At 64.9% G+C, this 19,428-nt stretch carries 18 protein-coding genes, 2 tRNA genes and 2 pseudogenes; 13 read left to right on the top strand and 9 right to left on the bottom strand.

The annotated features are described in order from the left end of the window. The coding region (locus VE759_RS13920) for a hypothetical protein (protein WP_324933273.1) at positions 1-120 on the top strand (120 nt) is incomplete at its 5' end. On the opposite strand, the pseudogene VE759_RS13915 reads toward VE759_RS13920, so the two are convergent. Beyond that, positions 112-174 (bottom strand): annotated as a pseudogene (locus VE759_RS13915) (peroxiredoxin); the annotation flags it as partial. The gene VE759_RS13920 and the pseudogene VE759_RS13915 sit on opposite strands and share 9 nt — an antisense overlap. 470 nt (positions 175-644) lie before the next feature. Here VE759_RS13915 and VE759_RS13910 point away from each other — a divergent pair. Further along, entirely contained in the window at positions 645-1,781 is a 1,137-nt protein-coding gene (locus VE759_RS13910; RefSeq protein ID WP_324933259.1) for an FAD/NAD(P)-binding oxidoreductase, read from the top strand. Between the two features lie 217 nt (positions 1,782-1,998). On the opposite strand, the gene bcp is transcribed toward VE759_RS13910, so the two are convergent. Further along, complete coding sequence (gene bcp, locus VE759_RS13905) at positions 1,999-2,475, bottom strand: thioredoxin-dependent thiol peroxidase (RefSeq protein WP_324933257.1); 477 nt, start codon at positions 2,473-2,475, stop codon at positions 1,999-2,001. Between the two features lie 92 nt (positions 2,476-2,567). On the opposite strand from bcp, the gene VE759_RS13900 reads away from it, so the two are divergent. Continuing rightward, positions 2,568-2,795 (top strand): DUF3618 domain-containing protein, encoded by a 228-nt coding sequence (locus tag VE759_RS13900; RefSeq protein WP_324933254.1) that lies wholly within the window; start codon positions 2,568-2,570, stop codon positions 2,793-2,795. 571 nt (positions 2,796-3,366) lie between these two features. Here VE759_RS13900 and VE759_RS13895 read toward each other — a convergent pair. Beyond that, positions 3,367-3,442, bottom strand: a tRNA-Lys gene (locus tag VE759_RS13895). 163 nt (positions 3,443-3,605) lie between these two features. Here VE759_RS13895 and VE759_RS13890 point away from each other — a divergent pair. Then, the gene (locus VE759_RS13890) at positions 3,606-4,826 is read left to right on the top strand and encodes a L,D-transpeptidase (RefSeq protein WP_324933251.1); all 1,221 of its coding nucleotides are present in this window, start codon (positions 3,606-3,608) and stop codon (positions 4,824-4,826) included. A gap of 228 nt (positions 4,827-5,054) precedes the next feature. After that, complete coding sequence (locus VE759_RS13885; RefSeq protein WP_324933247.1) at positions 5,055-5,366, top strand: hypothetical protein; 312 nt, start codon at positions 5,055-5,057, stop codon at positions 5,364-5,366. 8 nt (positions 5,367-5,374) lie between these two features. On the opposite strand, the gene VE759_RS13880 is transcribed toward VE759_RS13885, so the two are convergent. Then, positions 5,375-5,680, bottom strand: a complete 306-nt coding sequence (locus tag VE759_RS13880; protein ID WP_324933244.1) for a hypothetical protein — start codon at positions 5,678-5,680, stop codon at positions 5,375-5,377. 86 nt (positions 5,681-5,766) lie between these two features. Continuing rightward, on the bottom strand, positions 5,767-6,159 hold the full coding sequence (locus tag VE759_RS13875; protein WP_324933271.1) for a heme-binding protein: 393 nt from the start codon (positions 6,157-6,159) through the stop codon (positions 5,767-5,769). Positions 6,160-6,466: 307 nt separating this feature from the next. On the opposite strand from VE759_RS13875, the gene VE759_RS13870 reads away from it, so the two are divergent. The 3 genes from VE759_RS13870 to VE759_RS13860 are packed head-to-tail and all read left to right on the top strand — an operon-like array spanning position 6,467 to position 9,393. Then, complete coding sequence (locus tag VE759_RS13870) at positions 6,467-7,027, top strand: hypothetical protein (protein WP_324933241.1); 561 nt, start codon at positions 6,467-6,469, stop codon at positions 7,025-7,027. A gap of 23 nt (positions 7,028-7,050) precedes the next feature. After that, complete coding sequence (locus VE759_RS13865) at positions 7,051-8,370, top strand: peroxidase (protein ID WP_324933268.1); 1,320 nt, start codon at positions 7,051-7,053, stop codon at positions 8,368-8,370. A gap of 9 nt (positions 8,371-8,379) precedes the next feature. After that, positions 8,380-9,393: a hypothetical protein gene (locus VE759_RS13860; RefSeq protein ID WP_324933238.1), complete on the top strand. Its 1,014-nt coding sequence runs from the start codon at positions 8,380-8,382 to the stop codon at positions 9,391-9,393. 130 nt (positions 9,394-9,523) lie between these two features. Here the strand turns inward: VE759_RS13860 and VE759_RS13855 are convergent. Beyond that, a tRNA-His gene (locus tag VE759_RS13855) sits at positions 9,524-9,596 on the bottom strand. A 41-nt stretch (positions 9,597-9,637) separates the two neighbouring features. Further along, a complete protein-coding gene (gene orn / locus VE759_RS13850; RefSeq protein WP_324933235.1) occupies positions 9,638-10,309 on the bottom strand; it encodes an oligoribonuclease in 672 nt (223 codons plus the stop codon). A 62-nt stretch (positions 10,310-10,371) separates the two neighbouring features. On the opposite strand from orn, the gene VE759_RS13845 reads away from it, so the two are divergent. Continuing rightward, the gene (locus VE759_RS13845) at positions 10,372-11,940 is read left to right on the top strand and encodes a helicase HerA-like domain-containing protein (protein ID WP_324933233.1); all 1,569 of its coding nucleotides are present in this window, start codon (positions 10,372-10,374) and stop codon (positions 11,938-11,940) included. A gap of 17 nt (positions 11,941-11,957) precedes the next feature. On the opposite strand, the gene cmrA is transcribed toward VE759_RS13845, so the two are convergent. After that, positions 11,958-12,764, bottom strand: coding sequence for a mycolate reductase (cmrA, locus tag VE759_RS13840; protein WP_324933230.1), 807 nt, complete (start codon positions 12,762-12,764; stop codon positions 11,958-11,960). Positions 12,765-12,788: 24 nt separating this feature from the next. Between cmrA and VE759_RS13835 the strand changes: the two genes are divergently transcribed. Next, entirely contained in the window at positions 12,789-14,069 is a 1,281-nt protein-coding gene (locus VE759_RS13835; protein ID WP_324933227.1) for an MFS transporter, read from the top strand. Here VE759_RS13835 and VE759_RS13830 read toward each other — a convergent pair. Continuing rightward, the gene (locus VE759_RS13830; RefSeq protein ID WP_324933224.1) at positions 14,066-14,809 is read right to left on the bottom strand and encodes an MmpS family transport accessory protein; all 744 of its coding nucleotides are present in this window, start codon (positions 14,807-14,809) and stop codon (positions 14,066-14,068) included. The genes VE759_RS13835 and VE759_RS13830 overlap by 4 nt on opposite strands. Positions 14,810-14,959: 150 nt before the next feature. On the opposite strand from VE759_RS13830, the pseudogene VE759_RS13825 reads away from it, so the two are divergent. The 3 genes and pseudogenes from VE759_RS13825 to VE759_RS13815 form a co-directional block, all read left to right on the top strand. Beyond that, positions 14,960-16,048, top strand: a pseudogene (locus VE759_RS13825) (carboxylate-amine ligase); the annotation flags it as partial. Positions 16,049-16,216: 168 nt separating this feature from the next. After that, positions 16,217-17,632, top strand: coding sequence for a circularly permuted type 2 ATP-grasp protein (locus VE759_RS13820; RefSeq protein WP_324933265.1), 1,416 nt, complete (start codon positions 16,217-16,219; stop codon positions 17,630-17,632). A gap of 13 nt (positions 17,633-17,645) precedes the next feature. Beyond that, entirely contained in the window at positions 17,646-19,427 is a 1,782-nt protein-coding gene (locus VE759_RS13815; protein WP_324933221.1) for an N-acetylglutaminylglutamine amidotransferase, read from the top strand. Position 19,428 lies beyond the last annotated feature (1 nt).

The raw sequence follows: 19,428 nt of genomic DNA, 5'->3' as shown, positions 1-19,428 counted from the left end.
GTGGAAGACCCTGCCGCGCAAGCACATAGCGTCGACGAGAGCCTGCATTTGGGCGTATTGGAACGCGCCGCCACGGCGGAGGCGCTCCTGCTGGCCCACCTGGCTGCGAACTCACACTGAAAGGTCTCGGCGCAGCTTGGCGACGTGGCCGGTGGCCCTGACGTTGTACTGTGCTCCACAGAAACAGAACCTGCGGGCGGTTGTCGGTGCCAGGGTCTCGCACCTGGACGACGACGAGGCCAATACGCGAAAGGTATCCCACCTGGCACAGACTCAAGAGGGCGTCAGGTGGGCGACCTCGCGGGCTACCAGGTCGTTGGCACGTTTGAAGACCTCGGAGTGTCAGCCGGGAAAACGACACCGTTCGATCGTCCTGACCTCGGTAAGTGGCTGGACCCTGCACTCCGCATTGGGGTGAGACGCCCGTTGAGGCACGTTCTTGTTCCGCTGCGGCTAGGCATCGCGCGGAGGAGCACAGTCACCGGGATGGCGATCGCGATGGGACGGCGATGGGGCAGCGGCCACGTCGCAGGTAATTGTTTTCCCACCGATTCCCGGTAGGGCCAGTTGCGACGTTTTACAGTTTTTGCAGGAGCGCAAGGCTTATTAGCCTCGCGCCGCATCCATATAAGGAGGTGAGGAAAATGACTCACGTGCTGGTCCTGGGCGCGGGGTTCGCAGGGCTTGAGTTAGCCAGCAGCCTGTCGGAGTCGCTCGCCAACGAGGTGCAGGTCACGATGATTGATCGCAGCGACTCTTTCAATTTCGGCTTTTCCAAGATCGATGTGCTGATGGGTAAGCAGACAGCCGACGAAGTGCGGCTGCCGTATGCCGGGTTGGTGAAGCCTGGTGTCGAGTTTCGGCAAGAGTTGATCACCGCAATTGACCCCAAAAACCGCCGTGTGCGCACCGATGCCGGTTCCTACGACGCCGACGTCCTCGTCGTGGCGCTCGGTGCGGACTACGACCCGGCGGCGACTCCGGGATTCACCGAGCACGGGTACGAGTACTACTCGTTGGACGGGGCCGAACGCCTGCGGGACGCCCTGCCCGCCTTTGAGGGAGGCAACATCGTGATCAGTGTGCTCGGCGAGCCGTACAAGTGCCCTCCAGCGCCGTTCGAGGGGGCTTTCTTACTGGAGGATTACTGCGCGGCTCGCGGTTTGCGCGATCAGGTGACAATCACCGTGACCGGATACATGGGCGCACCTGTACCGGTCGCCAAGGAGGTGTCCGAGCCGATTCTCGCGCACTTGACCGCCCGCGGTATCACTTTCGTCCCTAAGCGCACGGTGTGCCGGTTGAACACCGCGGACAAAGTCGCCGAATTCGCCGAGGGCGGCGGCATTCCGTATGACCTGTTCATCGGTATCCCGGTGCATCGAGTGCCGTCGGTCGTCGCGGCGTCCGGGCTGGCGCCGAACGGCTGGATTACGGTCGAAAAGACGAACCTGGCAACACAATTCGAGAGTGTTTACGCCACCGGCGACGTGGCCGCGGCATATACCGCCAAGGCTGGGGTGTTCGCCGAGCGGGCTGCCGCGGTCGTCGCCGCGGACATCGCCGCCCGGCTGCACGGCACACCACCGCCACCACCGTACGACGGGGCGGGAAACTGCTTCATCGAGTTCGGTCGAGGCGAGGTCGGTAAGGTGCATGCCAACTTCCTCAGCGGACCGAAACCTACGGGGGTATTGCAAGGCCCATCCCGTGAACTGGCGAACGAGAAAGCAGAGTTCGCACGTATCCGGCGGGAGCGCTGGCTCGGCGTCCCGGGATGAGGCGCACAAGTCACAATGCTGTCGTACTTAGCGGCGGAAACGGTCATCGTTCAATGTGAAGTTTCGGACCGACTTCTCGCCTGAGTGTCGGAACCCATCGATGGCCTGGCGTAGCTCGTTGATCGGCCTTCCGCTGCGCGGGCGTTCGCTGCTCACTCACGGTTCAAGCGTATGTTCAACTGAGTCCTGTTCCGTACCGCTCACTTCGATTACGTGATTACGAGGCGCTGAGCAGTTTCTTGATGAACGTTGTCGTATGTGCAGCCTTGACGTTGTACTGGGCGACCGCGATCTTGCCGTGTTCGTCGACGACGAACGTCGACCGGATCACGCCCTGCACCGTCTTGCCGTACATCGTCTTCTCGCCGTACGCGCCCCAGGCGGCCAGCACCTTGCGCTCGGGGTCGGACAACAACGGAAAGGTGAGTTTCTCGGCCTCGCGGAACTTGGCCAGCTTGGCCGGTTTATCGGGGGAGATGCCGACCACGTCGAGGCCGGCGTCGTTGAGCCCTGTCAGATTGTCGCGAAAGTCGCAGGCTTCCTTGGTGCAACCGGGGGTGGATGCCGCTGGGTAGAAGTAGACGACGAGGCGACGGCCGCTGTAGTCGGCCAGCGACACAGGGTTTCCGTCGGCATCGGGAAGGCTGAACGCCGGGGCGTTATCTCCCACCTGGAGGCGGCGAGTCTCTGTCACGTCACTTCCTATCTTCTTGCCGTTGCGTCGGGGCGCGCTCCGGCTGATCTAGGGTAGTGCGGCAGGGCAGCGACGGTTGAGCGGAGGACGACGTGGCGGAGCGAGATCCCGAAGCCATCAAGCAGGACATCGATCGCGCTCGCGACCAGCTGGCCGCCACAGTCGACACGCTCACCGAAAGGGCAAGCCCCCGCAGGATTGCCGCAGACATCAAGGCCGGCTTGACCACCTTTGTCAAGAAGCCCGCGGTGACGCTCTCGTTGATCGGAGTCGGCACGCTGGCCGCGGTGCTGGTGATCCGCAGGATCCGAAATCGCTGACGCTTAGCCCGACTGCCGCCAGGCGGCACGGCGCCACCATTCCGTGAACACGTTTCGCATGGTGGGCGGGTTGGCGGGCCGGCACAACCGATTACAGGTGTGGACGGCCAAGACGGCGGTCGCGGAGTCGGTCTGCGCGGCCCCTGCGGCTGTCGTTCCGGCTTGGTCCATCCCCATTAGCTAACGGTCCTACTTTCTCTCCGCATCGGCTGGGCATCCGGCCGCGACGGTGATCAGCTAACGACAGCGTAGCACCATTCGTCGCCAAGCTGCACGTTGACGTGCGTATCCGAACAACTGCGTGGAAATCTGGTTACCAGAAGCGACAGCCCTAGCGGCAGTTTCAGCGCCGATTTTGACGCGAACGTGGCAACGGGCGTAGTCAAATTTCGGAGAACAGCGGGGGTGTCTGGTCGACAGCCGCATCGTAAGGAAACAGCCGATCCGGCACAACCTGGAAGCAAAGGTCGTGGAGCAGCCCAGTGCAGTGCATATCAGCGGAGCCGGTCATGAGAGCCCGGATACGCCGCATTCCCGAGATCGTGGGGTCGATTGTTGGTCGCACGACAATTGGTGCGCCGTCAGGGTTTCGAACCCCGGACCCGCTGATTAAGAGTCAGCTGCTCTACCAACTGAGCTAACGGCGCGTTCGACACGCGACAATACACAGCGGCTCGGCGCGGCGCCAAAGCTGGTCACGCAGGTATAGCCGATGCTACGTAGTGGCGGCGCGCCGCACTCCAAGGTTGCCCTTAGACTACTGCCAGGAATCTCCGTGAATTTGGCCCCGGCTGTGAGATGGAGCAAAGTATGTGGCAGGTCCGCTATGTGACCCGTCCGCGTAAGTATCGGTCCTGGTTAGGAGCCATTGTCGCGATCCAAGTGGTGGTGTTTGGGCTCAGCGCCTGCAACAGCAACTCGGCGCCTCCGCCGCCGAAGATGGTCACCGACAAGGGCACGCCCTACGGCGATCTGTTGGTGCCGAAGCTGCAAGCGTCGGTGACCGACGGTGCCGTTGGCGTCGCGGTCGACCAACCCGTGACCGTGAGCGCCGGCGACGGTGTTCTCGGCGCGGTCAGCATGGTCGGCGACGACGGCAAGCAGATCGCCGGGCGGCTCAGCCCCGACGGTCTCACCTGGTCGACCGCCGAGCCGCTGGGCTACAACAAGCGGTACACGATCCGAGCCGAGGCGCTCGGGCTCGGCGGTGTTTCGCGCTCCAGCATGACGTTCCGGACACATTCGCCGGAGAACCTGACGATGGCGTATGTGCTGCCGAATGATGGCGAGGTGGTCGGTATCGGCCAACCGGTGTCGATCCGATTCGACGAGAACGTTGCCAACCGTGAGGCCGCCGAGAAGGCCATCAAGATCACCGCCAACCCGCCGGTGGAGGGCGCCTTCTACTGGCTGAACAACCGCGAAGTCCGTTGGCGGCCAGCTCAATTCTGGAAGGCGGGCACCAAGGTCGATGTCGCGGTCAACATCTACGGTGTCGACCTTGGCGATGGGCTGTTCGGCCAGGACAACCTCGGCACGCATTTCACCGTCGGCGACGAGGTCGTCGCGACCGCCGACGATGCCACCAAGACACTGACCGTGCGGATCAACGGCAAAGTAGCCAAGACGATGCCAATCTCGATGGGCAAGAACAGCACTCCGACGAACAACGGCACCTACATCGTCGGCGGACGTTTCAGGCACATCATCATGGATTCGTCCACCTACGGCGTTCCGGTCAACTCTCCCAATGGGTATCGCACCGAAGTCGACTGGGCGACCCAGATCTCCTACAGTGGCATCTTCGTGCATTCCGCGCCGTGGTCGGTCGGAGCGCAGGGCTATAGCAACACCAGCCACGGCTGCCTGAACGTCAGCCCCAATAACGCGATCTGGTTCTACAACAACACCAAGCGCGGCGACGTCGTCCAGATCGTGAACACCGTCGGCGCGACGTTGCCGGGCACCGATGGCCTCGGTGACTGGAACATCCCATGGGAGCAGTGGCGGGCGGGTAACGCGAACGCGTAATGCGCCATGTGGTGAGCGCTGACGGAATCGCGTACAAGCCAACGTTTTAGCTCTATACGAGCGTTGATTGCAGTTAACCGGTAAGCGGAATGTGCGGCCAGCCTTACCGGATGTGGTGGCTAGCGCCGACGACAACCGGTCCCACGGCGAGCAGGCTCGAAAGTGCAGACAGCAGTCGAATGCTCAAGGAGAGATGCCGACTGCGGCAGAAAGCGATCGGAGGAAACAATGAGTACCGTCAGTGCTTTCATCGCCAGGTTTGGAGCCCGTACCGCATTCGGATGTGCCGGCCTGGCCATGGTGGTTCTGCCTGCAGTCCTTGCCAGCGAAGTTCCCGCGCACGGCGCACAGACGACCGCCATCACAGCGGCGGCCGATACGTCGCCGTCGTGCCCGCAGGCCTATTACTGCCTGCAGGGCGGCGCGGACCCCCAGGTCCCATACGGCACCGATCCGCAGGTCCCGTACGGAACCGATCAGTACAATTCGCGACCCGTCGAAGGACATGGCTCCGGCGACTACCTCGGCGGTGGGGTCTAATCGCCTAGTCAGCGCGGGCCGATACCGCCGGGACGGCCGGGTCCGCCAGGTCCGCCTGGTCCGCCGCCGGGCCAAATCGGCCCAAAGTTGACGTCGACGCCGTCACTGCAGAGCCAGTCATCCTCGCAGGGATAGGGATAGACGGGACCCGACACGGTAGCTCCGGAGCCGCCGCCCCGGACATCGCCTTGGGCGCAGACGGTCGCATAACCACTGGACGTACAGTCGGCGATCGCGGGCGGTGCGACGGCCAACCCGAAAAAGGTTGGGGCCGCGACCAACGCCGGGATCAGATAGCGCTTTGCTAACTTCATGGCAATTCCTTTGCGGAACTAGTTGCCGTCTAATGCGCCAAACGCGGAGTCCTCTGCGTGTAGGCCGCAACGACTACGCGGGTCAGCTACTGGCCTGCGCCGTTCGGCACAAGCGGGGTCGAGCCAGGTGCGCCGCAGCGATCCCGGAAGTCGACCAGCGGTTGACGGATACCCTGCAGGTCGGCTCGAACCTGGGCGTTGGTGTTGAGGTAGTTCTGTACGTCGTCGGCAACCGCGCTCTTGGGCTGCCCTTTGAGACCGGTGAAGAAGGTGTTCACATCGGGATGCGTGAATAGGTAGGACGATGTCGCTGCCGAAACGCCGGAGGACACATTGGCCAGATCAGCGGCCGTGCAGCTGGGTGGTGGCGGTGGCTCAGCCGTCGCTGTGGCGGCAGCACCGAAGAGCATTGCACTGGCGAGTGCGCCCGTGCCGATCCCGCCGGCTACCGCGAGTGCGGTGCGGGCCAAGAGGACCATGGCTGGCTCCTTCATCGGGTTAGTTGCGTCGCCGCAACCGAGAATGGTTGTCAGCATTAATGAGCTAACCAGACCAAACAGCGTCCGTTTGCGTTTCCGCTGACAAAGACCGCCGCATAGCTCCCGCTGGTCATGGTGCATGCCCGAATTGTCGTCACTGCACACTCGCCCAGTCGGACACAACCACCCCGGATGACCACCAGGAGAACATTCATTGCCCGACGAGATCCTCGGTAGGAAAAGGGTTCGCAGGTCAGGATCTAAGCGTAGCGTCGCGCTCGTCGCTCGAAGTGAATGAGGTAAAACGATGCCGGCGTCTGATTATGACTGGAGCAAGCCCGCGGCGATGGCCATCCCGACGGATGGCTATTTCGAACTTGAGCGTGGGCGTTACGGCCCGATTTTTCCGCGGACGCCCGCATGCTACGGCTTTTCGATTATCGCCAAGGTCAAGGAGGGCCGCGAGGAGGTCGTCCGGGCGTATGGCAAGCAGATCGAGGAGGCCATCAAGGGCAGTCCGGACGTGCTGGCGCCGTTGCGGCTGCATTACCTGCGGTGGGTGCTCTTCGACGTCGGGTCAGGGCTGCATTTCCAGTACCAGGGCATCTTCGACACCGACTTCGACAAGTACACCGAGGATGCGGTGCAGTTGTTCAGCCAGACCGGGATCACCACCGTCTTCACCAACCTGGAGGGCTTCCCGGAGGATTGGAAGGAAAACCCGGACGCGTTCATCAAGTTCGTCCGCGATCACCACTGCCCGAGCTTCCTCGAGTACGGGGAGTATCCCTACGTCACGGCCGATGAGATCAAGAAGGCGCTGCGACTCAAGGCGGCGTTCTCCGACATGCTCGACCAGATGCAGTGATTCGCACCGCCAACTGTGCGCTGATGCTCGATTTCGACAACATTCAGCACATCCTGCTGACCCGCACCCCAGCGATGACGGGCCGCTACGAGTTTCTCTCGTTCGGCAACCCGGCCGGCGGTCGTGCATGGTTGTCGGAACTGATTGACCGGGTGGAGCCGGCCTCAACCGCCGAGGCATCAATGGACAGCACGAAACGCTGGATCACGTTGGCGTTCACCTGGACCGGTCTGCGGGCGCTCGGCGTTCCCGAGGAGTCACTGGCGACCTTTCCCGACGAGTTTCGCGAGGGGATGGCCGCGCGGGCCGACATTCTGGGCGACACGGGTGCCAATCATCCGGACAACTGGGTCGGCGGTCTGGCCGGTGACGACTTACACGCGATCGCGATCCTTTTCGCCCGAGACGACGCGGAACATCGACGTGCAACCGGGGAGCATGACAAGCTGGTCGCCAGGTGCGATGGGGTCCGCAGCCTGTCGGTGCTGGACCTGAACGCGACACCGCCGTTCAATTACGCCCATGATCACTTCGGATTCCGGGACCGACTGTCGCAACCGGTGATCGAAGGCTCCGGCGAAGAGCCGACGCCGGGTTCGGGCGCGCCGCTGAAGCCCGGCGAGTTCATTCTGGGCTACCCAGACGAAGAGAACCCCGCACCGAAACTGCCGCAGCCTGAGGAGTTGTCCCGTAACGGAAGCTACATGGCATACCGGCGGCTGCAGGAACACGTCGGGCTGTTTCGCGACTATCTTCGTGAACACGCCGAAACGGCGGACGAGCAAGAGTTGTTGGCCGCAAAGTTCATGGGTCGCTGGCGGAGCGGTGCGCCCCTCGTGCTCGCCCCTGAGCGCGACGACCCTGAGATGGGCGCAGATCCCATGCGTAACAATGACTTCAACTACAACGAGATGGATCCGTTCGGGTACGCGTGCCCATTGGGTTCGCACGCGCGCCGCCTCAACCCACGCGACACCGCAGTGAACATGAATCGGCGGCGCATGATCCGGCGCGGAGCCACCTATGGCGCGGCGCTTCCGGAAGGCGCCCCCGACGACGGCGTGGACCGGGGTATCGCCGCATTCATCATCTGCGCCAGTCTCGTTCGCCAATTCGAGTTCGCGCAAAACGTCTGGATCAACGACAAGACCTTTCACGAACTCGGCAATGAGCGCGACCCGATCTGCGGCAGCCAGGACGGCACCTTGGAATACACGATCCCGAAGCGTCCCATCCGCAAGGTGCTCAGGGGACTGTCGGCCTTCACCACGCTCAAAGGAGGCGCATATTTCTTCCTGCCAGGACTCAACGGCCTGCGGTACCTGGCAACGCTTGACACCTAAGGAACCACCATGAGCACACTGCCCGCCGCTCGCACCTACAACCAAACCCACATCCCTCGCCCCCACACGGGCGGACGGCGCGTCAGCATCTACTGGACGTGGAGTTATCCGTGGGAAGCTCAACGGGATCCAGCCGAGATGTATAACCGCTTCTCCACGATGACAGAGGTCCGAAACACCCTGTGGCCCAGCTACGAGACACCGGAATACGACGCGGCGAACTTCCTGCAGGGCATCGCCGGAACGCTGGAGCTTTTCCATCGGTCGACGCTGGCGTTTCAAGAACTCGCCGGCGAGGTCACCGGCCACCCGGTCGCGGTCTTCCAGCGCATCGACCAGGCGGGCTACAAGCTGCCCATCGACGAACGCGTTCTCGCCGACACCGACACGATGATGGTGTTCGGACTCGACCACATCCTGTCGGAACAAGAAGCCGGACCTGAGGAAATCGACGCCATCCGCAACTGGCTACAGCGTGAAGGCACATGCCTGCTGCTGGCACCGCACCACGACGTGGGGTTCACCGACGACTTCTCGCAACGACAGGTCGAATATCAACATCACGGCGACCCGCTGGTGCCGCGCCAACAGCGATTCGGCCAGTACACCCGCTCGCTGATGAAGGCGTTAGAAGTGCCGGTTCACAACACCTGGGGACTGCGGCCTGCCGTCGTAGAGGGCAGCAACGAAATCGCTCCCTTAACGGGATTCCAGGACCTTGACGCGGCGAGGCTTCTCGACAACGTCACAACGTTAAACTTCCACCCGCATTTGCCGCACTACGATTTGACCGCACCCGAAAGCGATTACCTGCGAGTTCTCGGGCGGCAGCGCGTCGACCCCAATCGCCCTCACCCATTCACCGAAGCGGGCAACACTGAGTTCAACGCACTGATCTGGATGCCGCCCACAGGGGAGCGCGCCGGCGACATCGTGCTCGTCGACTCAACGAACTTCACCACGCTGTTCGGCGGCACCGACAGCCTCAAGAACTTGTGGCGCAACCTAGCCACGATGAAGTGAGGCCCAAGTAGAACTGGTGCAGCAGCGTTTCTGGTTTTCGCCGGGTTGGTCTGCGAGCACGCGCGACCGTTGCACGGCTCACGCCTATAAAGGCAAAAGATCGGAGGGCTAAATGCCCCCTGACCTGTCGGGTGAGTGACGGGACTCGAACCCGCGACATCCAGGATCACAACCTGGTGCTCTACCAACTGAACTACACTCACCATCGCCGCCCGCCCGACGGGCTGCAGCGGCGTCGTCGATATTAGCCGCTGCGGGGCTCCGCGGCCGAATCCGTTTTGTCACTCAGTTGCGGCGCCGCGTCGACGGCCTCCTCCGTCCGCGCCCCGATCTGCGCCGCGATCGCCGCGATTTCGCTGGTCGACGGGCCGGGCGGGGGCACAAACGCGGTGCGTCGGTAGTAGCGAAGTTCGCGGATCGACTCGCGAATATCGGCGAGCGCGCGATGGGTGAGGCCCTTCTCCGGCTGGCCGAAGTAAATGCGCGGATACCACCTTCTGCACAGCTCCTTGATCGAACTGACGTCGATCATCCGGTAGTGCAGAAAGTCGTCGAGGGCGGGCATGTCGCGCGCAATGAAACCGCGATCGGTGGCGATCGAATTGCCCGCCAGGGGAGCGGTCTTGGCCTGCGGCACATGCGCGCGGACGTAGTCGAGCACGATGGCCTCGGCCTGCGCGACGTCGATCGTCGACGACCGGACCTCGTCTATCAGCCCGGAGCGGGTGTGCATCTCGGTGACCACGTCGAGCATGCCGCTCAGGGCGTCGTCGTCGGCGTGGATCACCAGGTCGACGCCTTCGCCCAGAACGTTCAGGTCGCCGTCGGTGACCAGCGCCGCGATCTCGATGAGCCGGTCGCCGGCAAGATTCAGCCCGGTCATCTCGCAGTCGATCCACACCAGTTCGTCGCGCACAGCGCTTAACAGTACGGTGAGCCCGCGACGGGTCTGCGGTCTGCCAACTAATGTCTGGGGTCATGACCACCGATTCGCCAGCTACTCCAGCGCAGCAGATCGCCGCGGGATACGCGGTGCAAGGACAGGCCCTCGAACTCGGATCGGTGGTGGTCAATGGGACCGCCGACCCGGGCGCCCTGGTCCGCATCCCGTTGGCCACGGTAAACCGCCATGGGTTGGTGGCGGGTGCGACGGGCACCGGCAAGACGAAGTCACTGCAGGTGATCGCCGAGCAGCTGTCGGCCGCCGGTGTGCCGGTGATGATGGCCGACGTCAAGGGCGACCTGTCTGGCCTGTCGCGTCCGGGTACCGCCGACGACAAGACCGCCGCGCGCGCCAAGGACACCGGCGACGATTGGACGCCGACGGCGTTTCCGGTGGAGTTCTTGTCGCTCGGCACCAGCGGGATCGGTGTGCCGGTGCGCGCCACGATTTCCAGCTTCGGGCCAATCCTGCTGTCGAAAGTATTGGGCCTCAACGCAACCCAGGAGTCCACGCTCGGCCTGATCTTTCACTGGGCGGACCAGAAGGGCTTGTCGCTGCTGGACTTGAAGGACCTGCGCTCGGTCATCACGTTTCTCACCAGCGATGAGGGGAAACCGGAGTTGAAGGCGCTGGGCGCGGTGTCGCCGACGACGGCGGGCGTGATCCTGCGGGCGCTGGTCAACCTCGAAGCCGAGGGCGCCGACACATTCTTCGGTGAACCCGAGCTGGAGCCCAAGGATCTGCTGCGGGTCGACCCCCAAGGGCGCGGAATCATCACGCTGCTCGAGCTCGGCAACCAGGCGGCGCGCCCGGTGATGTTCGCGACGTTCTTGATGTGGGTGCTGGCGGACCTGTTCACGACGCTGCCCGAAGTCGGCGACGTGGACAAGCCAAAGCTGGTGTTTTTCTTCGACGAGGCGCATCTGCTGTTTACCGACGCATCCAAGGCGTTCCTCGAGCAGGTCGAGCAGACCGTCAAGCTGATCCGGTCCAAGGGTGTGGGGGTGTTCTTCTGCACGCAGCTGCCCACAGACGTGCCCAATGAGGTGCTCAGCCAGCTGGGCGCCCGCGTGCAGCACGCCCTGCGCGCGTTCACCCCCGACGACCAGAAGGCCCTCACCAAAACCGTTCGCACGTATCCGAAAACAGACGTGTATGACCTGGAGTCGGCGTTGACGTCGCTGGGCATCGGCGAGGCGATCGTCACCGTGCTGTCGGAAAAGGGTGCGCCGACGCCGGTGGCATGGACCCGGATGCGTGGCCCGCGTTCGTTGATGGACACAATCGGCCCCGACGCCATCTCGGCCGCCGCCAAGGCCAGCCCGCTGCAGGCTGAATACGGTCAGACCATTGACCGCGAATCGGCCTACGAGCGGCTGAACTCGAAGCTCGCGCAACCCCCGGAACAGCAGCCGCGGGCCGATCAGCCGGCACCGCCGCAGCAGGTCGAGGCGCCGCCGATGCCTGCCCCGGCCCGGCAGGAGCCAGGTTTGTTCGAGAAGATGATGGACAGCCCCGCGTTCAAGAGCGCGATGCGCTCGGCGGGCACCGTTATTGGCCGGGAGATCACCCGCAGCATCTTCGGAACGGGCCGGCGCCGCTAGTTCGGCGCCAACCGATCTCAGTCGCCGCCGAGGCGCTTGTAGAAGCTACCTACGATCGGCGCGACGATCGCGCGCGGAGCGTACTGGCTGGCCACCGACATGGCTTTCGATGTGACGCCGGGCACGATGCGCATCTTGTTGCGATCCAACGCGTCCAACGACACCTTCGCCGTGTACTCGGTAGAAATCCACAGGAATTCGGGCACCAGCTTGTCGACGAGCGACGCCTCCACGGGGTCCGCCGTCGCGGTGCGCACCGGACCGGGCGCGAGCAGCGTGACGTGTACTCCGCTGCCGCGGAGCTCGCCGCGCAGGGACTCGCTGAACGTATTCACAAACGCCTTGGTGGCCGCATAGGTCGCGTTGTTCGGAACCGGCGAATTGCCCGCCGCCGAACCGGAAATCAGAATGCCGCCCGCCCGGCGCTCCACCATTCCCGGCAGCACGGCAAGCGCAAGGTCATGCACGCCAAGGACATTCAGCTGGACTTGGGTCTTCTCGGCGGCCGGATCGAGCTTGGCCACCGGCCCGAACGTGGCCGTGCCCGCGTTGGCGCACAAGACCGAGATGTTGCGCGACGCCAGCTCGTCGCAGAGCTTCGTGCGCTCGGCCGGGTCTACCAGGTCGACGGGCCGCACCTCGACCGTCACTCCGTACCGTTCGGTCAGCCGGTTGGCCAGGTGATTCAGCACGTCCTCGCGTCGCGCAGTGACTATCAGGCTGTGGCCGCGAGCAGCGAGCTCGGTGGCCAGCGCTTCACCGATGTTTTGAGAAGCACCCGTGACGACGGCGCGCGTGTCCGGACGGGGAGCGGGTACTGGCATGCGGCAACTATAGGGTGTGCGAGCGTGGGCAAATCCCGGGTGTTGGCGTGGGCGCTGTGGGAGTCCGGCTCTACCGGGTTAACCGCGATCGTCGTCACATTCGTCTTCTCGGTGTACTTGACCGCGTCGGTCGGCGCCGACGGACCCGGCGACACGTCTGCCACGAGCCGGCTCGGCTGGGCGATGTTGGTCGCGGGCGCCACCGTGGCGTTGCTGGCGCCGCCGACCGGAGTGTGGGTGACCGCCGCCACGCGGCGCCGCCACGCGCTCACCGTGCTGACCTTGGCCGGCGTGGTGCTGACAGCCGCGATGAGCCTGGTCCGCAACGACCCGCGCTACCTGGGGTTGGGGCTGGTGCTGCTGGCGGCCACCACAGCGTGCAGCGACTTGGCCAGCGTGCCGTACAACGCGATGCTGCGGCAGCTATCAACACCCGAAACCTCGGGCCGGGTGTCCGGATTTGGTTGGGCTGCAGGCTATGTCGGCAGTGTGGTGCTGTCGCTCGTGATTTACGTCGGGTTCATCTCCGGCGACGGCCCAAGCCGTGGCGCGCTGCACATCCCGGCTGCCGATGGACAGAATGTCCGGACCGCGATGCTGGTCACGGCCGCGTGGTTTCTGCTGTGCGCGCTACCACTGCTGATCTGGGCGCCTAAGCCACTGGCCGCACCGGATGACGCCGATGAACGCATCGGCGTGCTCGGTGCCTACCGCAAGCTGTGGTCGGACCTCCTCGGGGAGTGGCGCCGCGACCGCAACGTCGTCTACTTCCTGCTGGCGAGCGCAGTGTTTCGGGACGGGTTGTCGGGCGTGTTCGCGTTCGGGGGCGTGCTTGGCGCAAACGTGTACGGCCTCTCGGCGGCGAATGTGCTGATATTCGCCGTGGTGGCAAGCACCGTGGCTGCGCTCGGCGCGGTGGTCGGCGGCTTGCTGGACAGCCGGGTCGGCTCGAAGACCGTCATACTCGGCTCGCTGGCGTCGATGATCGCCGTCGGGCTCGTCCTGCTGGCGCTGTCCGGCCAGTTGGCCTTCTGGGTGTGCGGACTGCTGTTGGCGGCGTTCGTAGGGCCGACGCAGGCCTCTGCGCGCGGCCTTCTGCTACGCATGACCGCCGACGGCAAGGAGGGCCTGGCGTTCGGGCTCTACACCACCACCGGGCGGGCGGTCCAATTCCTAGCGCCATTGATGTTCTCCACCTTCGTCAACCTGTTCGGCGCTACCCGGGCCGGCATGGGCGGGCTGGTCCTGGTGCTCGCGGCCGGACTGCTCGCGATGGCCGGCGTGCGTACTCCTGCACGCCGTTAGCCGGCCGCGGTGCAGATCGTCAGGCCGGCGCCCGTGCGTTGACGGGCTTGGACGCCGGACACAGTGATCGAGCAGGTGATGTCGCGGCCGACATTGATGACGGTCATGCTGGCCGAATCCTGCGCCGGCTTGGGCAGATTTACCTCTTTCCGCCACGGGAGCACGACGTTGAATTCGATCTGCATCATGTTGCCGGTGTCGACGTAGGTGATGCTGATCGCGCGTCCCGGACCGGTGACCTCATAGACGACGGGTTCGGTCTCGCCGGACGGGGCGGGCGCTCGGGTGGTGGTCGGCGGCAGCGTCGGCAGCGGCAGTGGCGGCAGCACCGGGTTCGGCGTGCGGCTCGTCGTGGTCGGCGTGGACGATTCTGGCATCGCCGGAAGCGGCGCGACGACGGTCTGCTTCTTCGATGAGCTGTTGACGATGACCAGTGCGATGACGAGGCCGACCACCAGAAGCATGGCCAACCCGGCGGCAAGCCAGAGCCATCGCGGCGATCGCGGCGGCTCGGGCGGCGGCTCCTCGGGCGGCATTCCGGGCGGAATCTGGCCGTAGGTCTGTGTCCAGTACTGCGGCAGCGGCTCGGTTGGGTTGGGCGCGGACGGCGGGGGCGCCGCCGCATATGTCGGACCATACGGCGCGTTGCCTGCGTACGCGGGATCCGGATAGCCGGGATAGGAGGTGCCCTGCGGCTGGTTCGGGTCGTACGGCCAACCGCGGTGTGGTGAACCCGTCATACCCACCTCATGGCAGCGAGAGTACCTGCGGTTTGCCGCTAGCCGCCGTCGCTGGACCGCGCCGCCGCCGCCCGGCCCTGTGCGCGGCCCGCCATCAATTCGACAAGCCAATTAACACACAGGAAATTCAGTGCTTAGTACCGTTGCTGAATGCGACGCGAGCCGCCGCGAACGATGGGTGTCGAGGAGGAGTTTCACCTCGTCGATTTGAAGACGAGGCGGTTGACTGCCCGCGCCCCCGAGATGCTGAGGGAGCTGTCGGACGAATACGTCGCGGAGTTGCAGCGCTGCGTCGTGGAGATCAACAGCGGCGTGGTGGACACCCTCGACGGTCTACGCGCCGACCTGCTCAGCCACCGCAGGGTACTCGTTGAAACGGCAAACGAACTCGGCATGGGTGTTGTCGCGGCCGGCGCGGTGCCGCTGTCGGTGCCAGCCGAAATGCAGGTCACGCAGACCGCTCGCTACCGCCAGATGCTGGCCGACTATCAGCTGCTGGCCCGCGAACAGCTGATCTGCGGCACGCAGGTCCACGTGGGCGTGGACGATCGCGACCTTGCCGTCGCCGTCGCCAACCGGGTATCGGCGCACCTGCCGACGCTGTTGGCCTTGTCCGCCAGCTCGCCGTTCTGGGCTGACGGGTCAGACACCGGCTACTCGAGTGTTCGCACCCTGGTGTGGCAGCGCTGGCCCACCACGGGTCTGGCCGCGCCGGTGCACTCGGCCAGCGAATACGACAAATTGGTGGCCGACCTGGTGGCCAGCGGCGTTATCACCGACTCCGGCATGGTGTATTTCGACGTGCGCCCGTCCAACGCGGCACCGACGCTGGAGTTGCGGGTCTGCGACAGCTGTCCGTCGGTGGACACCATCGTGCTGATCGCGGGACTGTTTCGTGCGCTGGTCGAGCGCGAGGCCCAGGCCATCGCCGCCGGCGAGCCGGCGCGGATGATCTCGCCGACGCTCGGCCGGGCGGCGCTGTGGCGGGCGGCGCGATCCGGGCTGGAGGGTGAGCTCGTCGACATCAGCCGTCCGTGCAGCCGTCCCGCCAGCGATGTCGTCAACGAGCTGGTGCGGGCCCTGCGCCCGCAACTGGCGGATAGCGGCGACTGGGAGATGGTCAGTGAGCTCACCCGCCAGGTGCTGATCGCCGGCACGTCGGCGGCGCGTCAACGGCGTGCGCTACGCCGCCGCGGTCGTCTCACCGACGTGGTCGACCAGCTGATCGCCGAAACATCGGGCCGCTGGCCCAGCGTCGCGGCCGCGGTCGGCGAGCACCCCAGCCTGCTGTTCGGTTATCAGCCCAACACCGGACCGGCCGAAGTAGCAGACGTTTTCGCCTCCTACGACGAGGCCGTCGGCTCGGGCGGCCACCCGCGCCCGCGCTACAAGAAGTTGCTCGAAACGATGGCCGGTCTGGGTGTGGCCGCGCTGCGTTCCCGAGAGGTCGGCGTCGAACAGGATCAGCGCGCCGAGAGCATCATGTTCCGGGTGACCGGTCAAAACCGCGCCCAGGTGTTCCCGCTCGACCTGGTGCCGCGCATGGTCGCCGCCGACGAGTGGGCCGAATTGACGGTCGGGCTCGGCCAGCGCGCCCGCGCGCTCGACGCGTTCTTGCGCGACATCTACTCGAAACAGCAGATCATTCGCGACGGCATTCTCGGCGTGCATGCCGTCGACCGAGCGCCAGGCTTCCGCTCGACGGGCCGGCTGGCCGGCGACACGGTACACGCGCATATCAGCGGAACCGACATTGTCTGCGACGACGCCGGTCACTGGATGGTGCTGGAGGACAACCTGCGGGTGCCGTCGGGCATCGGGTACGCGATCGCCAACCGTCGGCTACTGACCAAGTACCTACCGGAGCTGCGCCCGGCCAACGGCATGGAAGACGTCGACCGGGCCCCGCCGATGCTGCTCGAAACGTTGCGCGCGTCGGCGCCGCCGCGAGTTTCGGACGAGCCACAGGTAGTGCTGCTGTCCGCCGGTTGGGAGGACTCGGCGTGGTTCGAACACAGGTTCCTCGCCGAAGAGATGGGTGTGGCGCTCGTGCAGCCGAGCGACCTGTCGGTGCGTGACGCAAAGCTGGTGCGCCACATCGGCACCGGCATACAGCCTGTCGATGTCATCTACGCCAGGATGGACGAGGATATGCTGTTGTCATCGATCGGACACGATGGCGCCCCGATGCGGCCCGGACTGCTCGAGGCAATCAGTCAGGGGAACTTGACGATTGCGAATGCACTCGGTAACGGCGTCGCCGACGACAAGGCGATCTACGCTTACGTCCCGGCCATGATCGAGTACTACCTCGGCGAGAAGCCCAGGCTCGCTCAGGTACGGACGTGGATCTGCGCGGAACGCGCTCAGCGCGACCATGTGCTGGCCCACCTCGGCGAGTTAGTGGTCAAACCCATTGATGGGCTGGGCGGCAGCGGTGTGTTGATCGGGCCGGAGGCCTCTGACGCCGCCATCGAGGCCCGGCGCCGCGAGCTGCTGATCCAGCCGGAGCGGTTCATCGCACAGGAGATGGTCGCGCTGTCGACGCATCCGACGTTCGACGGCGAAGGCATGTACCCGCACCACGTGGACCTGCGGGCGTTTGTTCACCTGCGACCAGGGCCGGGTGGATCGGTGTCGGCGCATGTCGCGCCGGCCGCGCTCACGCGGGTTGCCAGCAGGGGATCGCGGATCGTGAACTCGTCATCCGGTGGTGGCAGCAAGGACACGTGGATTCTGACCGATCGCATACCCAGCAGCGTCGCACGCGAAGAAACGCCGGCGTCGGCGGCGGCGCGTTGCCTCCCGGGTGCGGGCGGCTGAGGAGCAACCAGCCATGTGTGGAGTCTGCGGAGAGATCCGCTTCGACGGGCGGTCGGCGGATGTCGCTGCGGTGACCCGGATGACCGGATCCATGGTGTCTCGAGGACCCGATTCCGACGGTGTGGTGGCCCACGGCCCGGTGGCTCTTGGGCATCGCCGCCTTTCGATCATCGATCTGTCCGCGCGCGGCGCCCAGCCCATGGTGGACAGCGAACTCGGCCTGACGCTCGTCTTCAACGGCTGCATCTACAATTACAAGTCGTTACGCAAAGAGCTGGAAGCCGTCGGCTACCGATTCTTTTCGACCGCCGACAGCGAGGTCGTCATCAAGGCGTTCCACCGCTGGGGCCCGCGATGTGTCGAGCATTTTAAGGGCATGTTCGCGTTCGCGGTCGCCGACCGCGACTCGGGTGTGGTCACGCTGGGTCGCGACCGGCTCGGCATCAAGCCGCTGTACCTTGCCGAGACGCCAGGCAGGTTGCGGTTCGCGTCCACGGTGCGCGCGCTGCTCGACGGCGGAGGCGCGGACACCGGGCTGGATCGTTATGCGCTGCACCATTATATGAGTTTCCATTCGGTGGTGCCGGCGCCGCGGACGATCTACCGCGGGGTGCGCAAGCTGCCGCCAGCGACGGTGCGGGTGATCCAGCCCGACGGCACGCACACCGACATCGTGTACTGGACACCGGTTTTCCAGCGCGACCCGGCCCGTGCGTCGTGGTGCAAGCGTGACTGGCAGGACGCGCTGATGGATGCGCTGCGCACGGCGGTGGAACGGCGGATGGTTGCCGACGTGCCTGTCGGTGTGCTGTTGTCCGGCGGTATCGACTCGTCAATCGTGGTGGCGCTGCTGGCCGAGCAGGGTCAGCACGGGCTGGCCACGTTTTCCATTGGGTTCGACTCGGCCGGGGGCGAATCCGGCGACGAGTATTTCTACTCCGACCTGATCGCCAAGACCTTCGACACCGACCATCACAAGATCCACATCGACAGCTCGCGGCTGCTGCCGGCGGTGCCGAAAACCATTGCCGCGATGAGCGAACCGATGGTCAGCCACGACTGCGTGGCGTTCTACCTGCTGTCCGAGGAGGTCAGCAAGTCGGTCAAGGTGGTGCAATCGGGGCAGGGCGCCGACGAGATCTTGGCCGGCTACGACTGGTACCCGCCGCTGGCCAACGTCGCACGAGACCAGACCACCGAGGCCTACGCGAAGGTGTTCTTCGACCGCGGCCACGCCGACGTGCTCTCGATCTACGCGCCGGAATATGCGCTCGACGTGGATCCCAGCCGCGAGTTCGCGGCCACTCATCAGGCCGCGCCCGGCGCCGAGACCGCCGTGGACGCCGCACTGCGGTTGGACACGCAGGTGATGCTCGTCGACGATCCGGTGAAGCGGGTCGACTCAATGACCATGGCGTGGGGGCTGGAGGCGCGAGTGCCGTTCCTCGACCATGACTTCGTCGAGCTGGCCGCCACCTGCCCGGCCGAGCTGAAGCTGGCATCCGGCGGCAAGGGTGTGCTCAAGGACGCGTCGCGTGCGTTGCTGCCGGCCGAGGTGATCGACCGCACCAAGGGCTACTTTCCGGTGCCCGGCATCCGGCACCTACACGGCGACGTGCTGGACATGGTTCGCGACGCGCTGACCAACGACGCCGCGCGGGCCCGCGGCCTCTACCGCAAGGACACCGTCGACGCGCTGTTGGCCGACCCCAACCAGACCCGTACCACCCTGGACGCCAATGCTTTATGGCAGCTGGCCGTGCTCGAGATGTGGCTGCAGGGCATGGAGCGTTGAC

Origin of the sequence: Mycobacterium sp. (assembly GCF_035640695.1) — a bacterium.
Lineage (GTDB): Bacteria > Actinomycetota > Actinomycetes > Mycobacteriales > Mycobacteriaceae > Mycobacterium.
The sequence above is the reverse complement of the archived record's forward strand: the minus strand, read 5'-3'. Positions and strand labels throughout refer to the sequence as shown.

Excerpts from the sequence above, each read along its gene's own strand:
- VE759_RS13910 (WP_324933259.1), top strand. The coding sequence starts at position 645 with ATGACTCACGTGCTGGTCCTGGGCGCGGGGTTCGCAGGGCTTGAGTTA.
- VE759_RS13890 (WP_324933251.1), top strand. The coding sequence starts at position 3,606 with ATGTGGCAGGTCCGCTATGTGACCCGTCCGCGTAAGTATCGGTCCTGG.
- VE759_RS13885 (WP_324933247.1), top strand. The coding sequence starts at position 5,055 with ATGAGTACCGTCAGTGCTTTCATCGCCAGGTTTGGAGCCCGTACCGCA.
- VE759_RS13880 (WP_324933244.1), bottom strand. The coding sequence starts at position 5,680 with ATGAAGTTAGCAAAGCGCTATCTGATCCCGGCGTTGGTCGCGGCCCCA.
- VE759_RS13875 (WP_324933271.1), bottom strand. The coding sequence starts at position 6,159 with ATGGTCCTCTTGGCCCGCACCGCACTCGCGGTAGCCGGCGGGATCGGC.
- VE759_RS13870 (WP_324933241.1), top strand. The coding sequence starts at position 6,467 with ATGCCGGCGTCTGATTATGACTGGAGCAAGCCCGCGGCGATGGCCATC.
- VE759_RS13865 (WP_324933268.1), top strand. The coding sequence starts at position 7,051 with ATGCTCGATTTCGACAACATTCAGCACATCCTGCTGACCCGCACCCCA.
- VE759_RS13860 (WP_324933238.1), top strand. The coding sequence starts at position 8,380 with ATGAGCACACTGCCCGCCGCTCGCACCTACAACCAAACCCACATCCCT.
- VE759_RS13845 (WP_324933233.1), top strand. The coding sequence starts at position 10,372 with ATGACCACCGATTCGCCAGCTACTCCAGCGCAGCAGATCGCCGCGGGA.
- cmrA (WP_324933230.1), bottom strand. The coding sequence starts at position 12,764 with ATGCCAGTACCCGCTCCCCGTCCGGACACGCGCGCCGTCGTCACGGGT.
- VE759_RS13830 (WP_324933224.1), bottom strand. The coding sequence starts at position 14,809 with ATGACGGGTTCACCACACCGCGGTTGGCCGTACGACCCGAACCAGCCG.
- VE759_RS13820 (WP_324933265.1), top strand. The coding sequence starts at position 16,217 with ATGGCCGGTCTGGGTGTGGCCGCGCTGCGTTCCCGAGAGGTCGGCGTC.
- VE759_RS13815 (WP_324933221.1), top strand. The coding sequence starts at position 17,646 with ATGTGTGGAGTCTGCGGAGAGATCCGCTTCGACGGGCGGTCGGCGGAT.